The 7,017-nt window shown below is 66.2% G+C and carries 8 protein-coding genes; 5 read left to right on the top strand and 3 right to left on the bottom strand.

Annotated elements, in window-relative coordinates; translation table 11 throughout:
- From recF to dnaA, 3 genes are all read right to left on the bottom strand, one after another.
- Positions 1-899: DNA replication/repair protein RecF (gene recF / locus VNT50_RS02050; protein ID WP_325483442.1), on the bottom strand; the 899-nt coding region annotated here is incomplete at its 3' end.
- A 145-nt stretch (positions 900-1,044) separates the two neighbouring features.
- Positions 1,045-2,187 (bottom strand): DNA polymerase III subunit beta, encoded by a 1,143-nt coding sequence (dnaN, locus tag VNT50_RS02045; RefSeq protein ID WP_325483443.1) that lies wholly within the window; start codon positions 2,185-2,187, stop codon positions 1,045-1,047.
- Between the two features lie 491 nt (positions 2,188-2,678).
- The gene (gene dnaA, locus VNT50_RS02040) at positions 2,679-4,088 is read right to left on the bottom strand and encodes a chromosomal replication initiator protein DnaA (RefSeq protein WP_325483441.1); all 1,410 of its coding nucleotides are present in this window, start codon (positions 4,086-4,088) and stop codon (positions 2,679-2,681) included.
- Between the two features lie 304 nt (positions 4,089-4,392).
- Here dnaA and rpmH point away from each other — a divergent pair, with 304 nt between their 5' ends.
- From rpmH to VNT50_RS02015, 5 genes are read left to right on the top strand one after another with little or no spacing between them, the layout of a single operon-like run.
- Positions 4,393-4,530: a 50S ribosomal protein L34 gene (rpmH, locus tag VNT50_RS02035; RefSeq protein ID WP_325483440.1), complete on the top strand. Its 138-nt coding sequence runs from the start codon at positions 4,393-4,395 to the stop codon at positions 4,528-4,530.
- A gap of 9 nt (positions 4,531-4,539) precedes the next feature.
- Complete coding sequence (rnpA, locus tag VNT50_RS02030) at positions 4,540-4,875, top strand: ribonuclease P protein component (protein WP_325483439.1); 336 nt, start codon at positions 4,540-4,542, stop codon at positions 4,873-4,875.
- Positions 4,872-5,231: a membrane protein insertion efficiency factor YidD gene (gene yidD, locus VNT50_RS02025; RefSeq protein WP_325483438.1), complete on the top strand. Its 360-nt coding sequence runs from the start codon at positions 4,872-4,874 to the stop codon at positions 5,229-5,231. Before rnpA ends, yidD begins: the two co-directional genes overlap by 4 nt.
- Positions 5,232-5,234: 3 nt before the next feature.
- Positions 5,235-6,344 carry a membrane protein insertase YidC gene (gene yidC, locus VNT50_RS02020; protein ID WP_325483437.1) on the top strand — a complete coding sequence of 370 codons (1,110 nt, stop codon included), beginning with the start codon at positions 5,235-5,237 and terminating at the stop codon, positions 6,342-6,344.
- Between the two features lie 28 nt (positions 6,345-6,372).
- Positions 6,373-6,894 (top strand): Jag family protein, encoded by a 522-nt coding sequence (locus VNT50_RS02015; RefSeq protein WP_325483436.1) that lies wholly within the window; start codon positions 6,373-6,375, stop codon positions 6,892-6,894.
- Positions 6,895-7,017 lie beyond the last annotated feature (123 nt).

Raw genomic sequence — 7,017 nt, 5'->3', positions numbered from 1 at the left:
CACGATTCGCCGTGCGATGCGTAGCCCTTGACGGGAAGGCCGCGCACCCGGAGGACGAGATCGTCGCGGTGCGGGCCGACGAGAGTGAGGCCACGCTCGAGCTCCGTGGCGCGCTGCGCGGCGATCGCGGCACGGAAGAGCTCGGGGGTCGCGGCATCCGATCCCATCGAGACCGACTCTTCGCCGTCCTCGGGATTCGCGCCGCGCACCGACAGCGCCCATGTCATCTCGGGTCGGTGATCGGCCCCGGCGATCGCTTCGTACGACTGTGCCACCGGCCCGCCGAGCTCGTCGGTCAGGGCGATGCGGGCGTCGATGATCTCGGACCCGAGTGCGACGAGCTTGTCGTCCCAGACATCCAGTGTCGACAGGCCCTCACCGCGCACGCCGCGCGCTCTCGCCGATTTGAGGAGCGCCGTGCGCTGCCGGAGCACCCGGTCGTAGTCGCCGAGCACGCCCGCGAGCCGCGGCCGGCGCTGCACGAGCAGCTGGTCGACGAAGCGGCGGCGGGTCGACGGATCGCCGCGGACGATCTGCAGGTCTTCCGGAGCGAAGAGCACGACATGCGCGTAGCGCGGGAGTTCGGAGGGCTTCACAGGCGCGCCGCCGACCCTGGCCTTGTTCGCCCCCTGGCGATTCAGCTGCACCTCGAGGGTCACCGTCCGCTCGCCGTGCACGAGGCGGGCGCGGATGATCGCGGCATCCTGACCCTCGCGCACCATCGGCGCGTCGTTCGACACCCGATGCGAACCGAGGGTCGCGAGGTAGGCGATGGCCTCCGCGAGATTCGTCTTTCCCTGGCCGTTGCGGCCGACGAAAACGTTCGGGCCGGCGTGGAGCTCGACCTCGGCGACCGCATAGTTGCGGAAATCCACGAGGCTCAGGTGTTCCACGATCACTGCGTCAGACTACCCGGGGGTTGTGACGCCGCCGGGAGCGTTCGGGTCTCGATACGCTCCTGGTCTCGATACGCTCGGGTCTCGATACGCTCGCGAGCTCGCTACTCGACCACCGGAGCTACTCGACCACCGGTCGCGGTTCGCGTCAGCGAAGGAGGAGGTTGGGCTGCAGCAGGTACTTGAACGTGTCGGCGCCGGCCTTGTCGACCGAGGTCTGGCTCGTGATCAGCACGGGGCTCAGCTTGTTGGCGTTGTCGCTCGAGGTGAACGTGATGCGCACGAACTCGCTCTTGACCGCGGTCAGCGCCTCGAGCAGGTACTGCGGGTTGAGGCCGAGTGTGACGTCGTCGCCGACCAGGTGCGCGTCGACGGTCTCGGATGCGCGGGCCTGCTCGCCCCCCGAGGCATCCATCGTCACCCCGTCGGTGCCGAACGAGAACCGCAGGGGCGCGGAGCGGTCGAGCACGAGCGACACGCGTCGCACGGCCTCAGCCAGCTCGGCCGTGTTGACGACCGCGTGGTGTTCGGTCTGCTCGGGGAACAGCCGGCGCACGGGCGGGAAGTTGCCCTTGATGAGCAGCGAGGTGACCGTCTTGTTGCCGGCGGTGAAGGCGATGATCTCGCGGTCGCCTGAGCCGGAGAAGGCTATGGAGATGTCGCCGCCGTGCGCGAACGTCTTGCCGACCTCCTGCAGCGTGCGAGCGGGAACCAGCGCACTCGCGGATTCCTCGGCCGCGCCATCCCACGGGATCTCGCGGAGCGCGACCCGGTAGCGGTCGGTCGCGACGAGGCTGAGCTGCTGACCGGTGACCTCGAGCTGCACGCCGGTGAGCACGGGGGTGACATCGTCGCGGGACGCCGCGAACGCCACCTGTGCGATGGCCGTGCCGAAGTCCTCCGCGGGCACGAGTCCGGACTCGCCCGAGACCTCGGGGATCGCCGGATACTCCTGCACGGGCATCGAGGCCAGGGTGAAGCGGGCGGAGCCGCACGACAGGGCAATGCCGCCGTCGTCATCCACGGAGACCTGGATCGGCGCGTTCGGAAGGCGGCTCGCGATCTCGGAGAGGAGTCGCCCGTGCACGAGGATCGTGCCCGGCTCATCGACCGTCGCCTCGATCGTCGTGCGCGCCGATGCCTCGTAGTCGAACGCCGAGAGCGAGAGTCCGCTCTCGTTCGCCTCGATCAGCACGCCCGCGAGGATCGGCTGGGGGTTGCGCTGAGGCAGCAGCTTGACGACGAACGACACCGCTTCGCTGAACACATCACGATTGACGTGGAACCTCACTGGCGCTCCCTTGTCGTCCTGGGCCATGGGGTTCCCATGCTAGTGCCCACGCCCGTCCGTACAGATGCACGGTCGCCATGACCCGTGCTGGGTCCGTGTCGCCGTAGAGGTGATCGGAGGGGATTTCTATAGAGAGATCTCGTTAATGGTCTTAACGCCTGTGGATTGTGTGGACAACTCGGTGGATGCCTGTCGGCGCACCGGAACTACACGCGTGTGAGTTGTGGAGCGGCTGCGGAATGCACCGAGCGGGCTACGCCGGAGCGTCGCCCCGTCATGGGATCTATCCACAGGAGTGCACAGGCGATCACTGGCCCCGGGGACTTATCCACAAGTTATCCACACTGTGAAGAACCGCATATTGGCCCGATTCGGCGCGCGTGTCAAGCGCGAGTTCGGGCATACTCCGGCGAGTCGCGCGGGTCGGTGGATTCCCCCGCCGGTACGCCGAGGCACCGCGTCGGACGAAGCGGAGACGGATGCCGAGAGCGTCAGCGGGGCAGGCGGCCCAGCTGCGTGGTGATCTCGGTGACCTGGTTGTAGAGCGACCGGCGCTCCTTCATGAGATCGCTGATCTTCTTGTACGCGTACATGACCGTGGTGTGGTCGCGATTTCCGAAGAGCTGACCGATCTTGGGGAGCGACAGGCTCGTACGCTCCCGGCACAGGTACATCGCGATCTGCCGAGCGGTGGCGACGGCCTGTGAGCGACTGGAGCCGTACAGGTCGTCAACGGTCAGCTTGAAGTAGTTGGCCGTCGCGTTGATGATGTCGGTCGGCGAGACGACATTGTCTTCGGCTTGGTCGATGATGTCGCGCAGCACGGTCTGAGCGAGGGACATGTCGAGCGTGGACCGGTTGAGGCTCGCGAATGCCGAGACGCGGATGAGTGCACCTTCGAGTTCGCGAATATTGGAGGAGACCACCGTCGCGATGTACTCGAGCACCTCGTCGGGAATCTGCAGGCGCTCGCTCTGCGCCTTCTTCCGGAGGATGGCGATGCGGGTTTCGAGGTCTGGCGCCTGCACGTCGGTGATGAGGCCCCACTCGAAGCGGCTCCGCATCCGGTCTTCGAAGCCCGTCAGATGCTTCGGCGCGACGTCGCTGGTGATGACGACCTGCTTGTCGTGATCGTGCAGCGTGTTGAAGGTGTGGAAGAACGCCTCCTGCGTTTCGGCGCGACCCTGCAGGAACTGGATGTCGTCGATGAGCAGGATGTCGACATCCCGGTATCGCGCCTGGAAGGCCGAGCCCCGGTTGTTGGCGATCGAGTTGATGAAGTCGTTGGTGAATTCCTCGCTCGACACGTAGCGCACCCGAACGCCCGTGTAAAGGCTGAGGGCGTAGTCGCCGATGGCGTGCAGGAGGTGCGTCTTGCCGAGTCCGGAGTCGCCGTAGATGAAGAGCGGGTTGTACGCCTTCGCGGGCGCTTCGGCGACGGCGACGGCCGCGGCGTGGGCGAACCGGTTGGATTGGCCGATCACGAAGTTGTCGAACGTGTATTTCGGGTTCAGGCGGGTGTCGCTGCGGGACGAGAAGGATGCCGGGGCATCCGCTACCGGCTGCTCGCGCGGCGCCGGCGAGCGGTCCTCCTCGATCGGCAGCGCCGCGGCGGCGTGATTGCCGGCGAGCTCCGGATTGACCACGACACGGAAGGTGTCGGCGGCCGGGTCCATGTCGATCCGCGCGAGCGCTTCCATGATCGGGGCCCGCATGCGCTTGTTGATCTGCGCGGCCGTCAGGTCGTTGGGAACATCGAGGTAGAGCGTCCCGCCCATCACGCCCTGCGGCACGGCGAGGTTCAGGAACCCCTGCATCTGAGGGCTGACGCGGTCGTCGCCATCCAGATGGTCGAGCACGGCCGACCAGATCGGAACGTCTGGAACGTGGTGCTGAGACATGGTCTCCCCGGGTTAATGTGGACCCACGACGTGAAAGAGGCGAACTCGCAACCTGTGGATAACTGACTGGGCCACGCTAGCCAGGCCCGTCCACAGAGCAAAATCCACTGTAGATCTCGGGGACGTGTCGGTGCCAGGGGTCCGGGATGAGATTGTGGATAAAGCACTCCGACCTGCTCGGTTTGCGATGTCCGTGGGGAGGACGTAGCCTTACTTAGTTGACTTATGCCCACGCGGCAGTTTCCCCGTCCACGATGTCTCCGGTTGCAGCGATCCCCGGCGACAGCATCTCCGGAGTGATCCCATGACCAAGCGCACGTACCAGCCCAACACCCGCCGCCGGGCCAAGAAGCACGGCTTCCGTGCCCGCATGCGCACGCGTGCCGGTCGTGGCATCTTGGCCGCTCGTCGCGCCAAGGGCCGCACCGAGCTCTCGGCGTAGACCCACGCGGTGCTCTCGAGGCCGAATCGGATAACCCGCGGAGCCGACTACAAGACGGTCGTCAGGCGGGGCGCTCGGTGCGCGGGTGCCCACACCGTCACGTATGTGAAGAGCTCCGATGAGACCCGCGTGCCGCGCTTCGGTTTCATCGTGAGCAAGCAGGTCGGCTCGGCCGTCGTTCGCAATACCGTCCGCCGACGCCTCAAAGCGGTCTGCTCGGCGGAGCTCACGGGCGTGCGAGCCGGTTCCGACATCGTGATCCGCGCCCTTCCCTCCGCCGCAACCGCCGACTACGCCGCGCTTCACGCCGAGGTCGCCCGCTGCCTGGCCCGGAGGGCCGCATGAGCACGACGCTGCCGGCGGCATCGATCGGGCAGGGACACCTGCACGGCTCCGACATCCTTCGTTCGCTCCCCTTGCTTCCCCGCAATGTGGCGTTGAGCCTTCTCCATGGTTACCGTGCGACGATCTCGCATGCGTACGGGGATGTCTGCAGGTACTACCCGTCGTGTTCCGCCTATGCCGTCGGCGCCGTGCAGCAGCACGGGGCCGTGAAAGGTTCGGCTATGGCGGCTGCGCGCATCGCACGATGCCACCCCTGGGCTGCGGGTGGAGTCGATGACCCTCGCCCGCACAAGAACTTCCGGTACGAACTGACCCCCCACGGTTTCGTCGTACCCGTCTCCCCGAGAAAGGACTGATCCGTGCCGGATCTGATCGGAATAATCCTCTGGCCCCTGAAGTGGGCCGTCGAGCTCGTGCTCGTCTTCTGGCACTGGCTCTTCACGGCCATGGGACTTCCGGCGGCGGCGGGCATCACCTGGGTGCTCGCCATTATCGGTCTTGTGCTGGTCGTCCGCTCCGCCCTGATCCCGCTCTTCGTGAAGCAGATCAAGAGCCAGCGCAAGATGATGGAAATAGCCCCTGAACTGCGGAAAATCCAGGAGAAGTACAAGGGCAAGAAGGACCAGCTCTCTCGCGAGGCCATGAGCCGCGAGACCATGGGGCTGTACAAGAAGCACGGCACGAGTCCCATCTCGGGCTGTCTTCCGCTGCTCGTGCAGATGCCGATCTTCTTCGCCCTGTTCAGTGTGCTGAATGACGTCACGAAGCACGCCGCGGCCGGCACCGGCGGAGTCGGGCCAATGACACCCGCCCTCACCGAGGAGTTCTACAACGCCAAACTTTTCGGTGTCGCCTCGCTCCACGACACGCTCGTGGGCGCGTGGGAGGCCCAGGACGCGGGCTGGCAGGTCACAGTCGGCATCCTGCTGACCCTCGTCGTGCTGATGATCGCGTCGCAGTTCTTCACCCAGCTGCAGATCATCTCGAAGAACCTCTCCCCCGAGGCCAAGACCGGCCAGGCCTACCAGATGCAGAAGGTGATGCTGTACGTCCTGCCGCTGGCCTTCATCTTCTCCGGTGTCTTCTTCCCCCTCGGTGTCGTCATCTACTGGTTCACGAGCAACCTGTGGACGATGGCCCAGCAATTCCTCGTCATCCGCAATCTGCCCACTCCCGGGTCGGACGCGGCCAAGATGCGCGAAGAGCGCCTGGCCCGCAAGGGCAAGGCACTCGATTCCTCGGGCAAGGTCATTCCGATGGAGAAGTACCAGGCCGAGCAGCAGCGCCTCCTCGAAGAGGCGGAGCGCGCCAGGGCCGCGGCCCCCAAGCGTCAGCAGCCCGTCGGAAAGCAGCGCGCCAAGAAGCAGGCCGGCAAGCCCAGCGGCAAGCCGGGTGCGGCCGGTGGTACGGTCAAGCCTCCCGCGAAGGATGCCGGCGGCGGCGCAGCACCGCAGGGCACGGGCTCCTGATTTTCCCCTCCCCCACGAAGGAACTGCAATGAACTCGACGCCCGAGAGCGCGAACGACACGTCCCCCACTGGATCGGAGCGCGTCAGCGCGACGGTCGAGCAACTCGAGGAAGAAGGCGACATCGCCGCCGACTACCTCGAGGGTCTGCTCGACATCGCCGACATCGACGGTGACCTCGAGATGGATGTGCGCCAGGGGCGCGCGTACGTCTCGGTCGAGGCCGAGGATGACGCATTGCGCCTCATCTCGGAGCCCGACACGGTGCAGGCGCTGCAGGAGCTGACGCGGCTGGCCGTGCAGAACAAGACCGGTCGGTTCTCACGCGTCATCCTGGATGTGGGCGGATCGCGCGACGCGCGTCAGCAGGAACTCGAGGAGCTCGTCTCTCGCGCGGTCGAGCGACTCGAGGAGGGTGCCACGCAGGCATCGCTGCCCGCGATGTCCAGCTACGAGCGCAAGCTGGTGCACGACATCGTCGCCGACCGGGGATTCGTGTCGGAGTCGTACGGCGAGGGCTCCGACCGCCACACGGTCATCAGCCGCGGCTGAGCCGTTTCACGTGAAACATTCATGAGTGAACTCGAGGCGGAGCCAGCCGTCGCGGCAACGATCTTCGGCGATCACATCGACGTCGCCCGCGCCTTCACAGCGGCCCTCGCCGAGCACGGCGAG

The sequence above is a fragment of the Microbacterium sp. genome (genome assembly GCF_035554235.1).
In the GTDB taxonomy this organism is placed as follows: Bacteria; Actinomycetota; Actinomycetes; order Actinomycetales; family Microbacteriaceae; genus Microbacterium.
The sequence above is the reverse complement of the archived record's forward strand: the minus strand, read 5'-3'. Positions and strand labels throughout refer to the sequence as shown.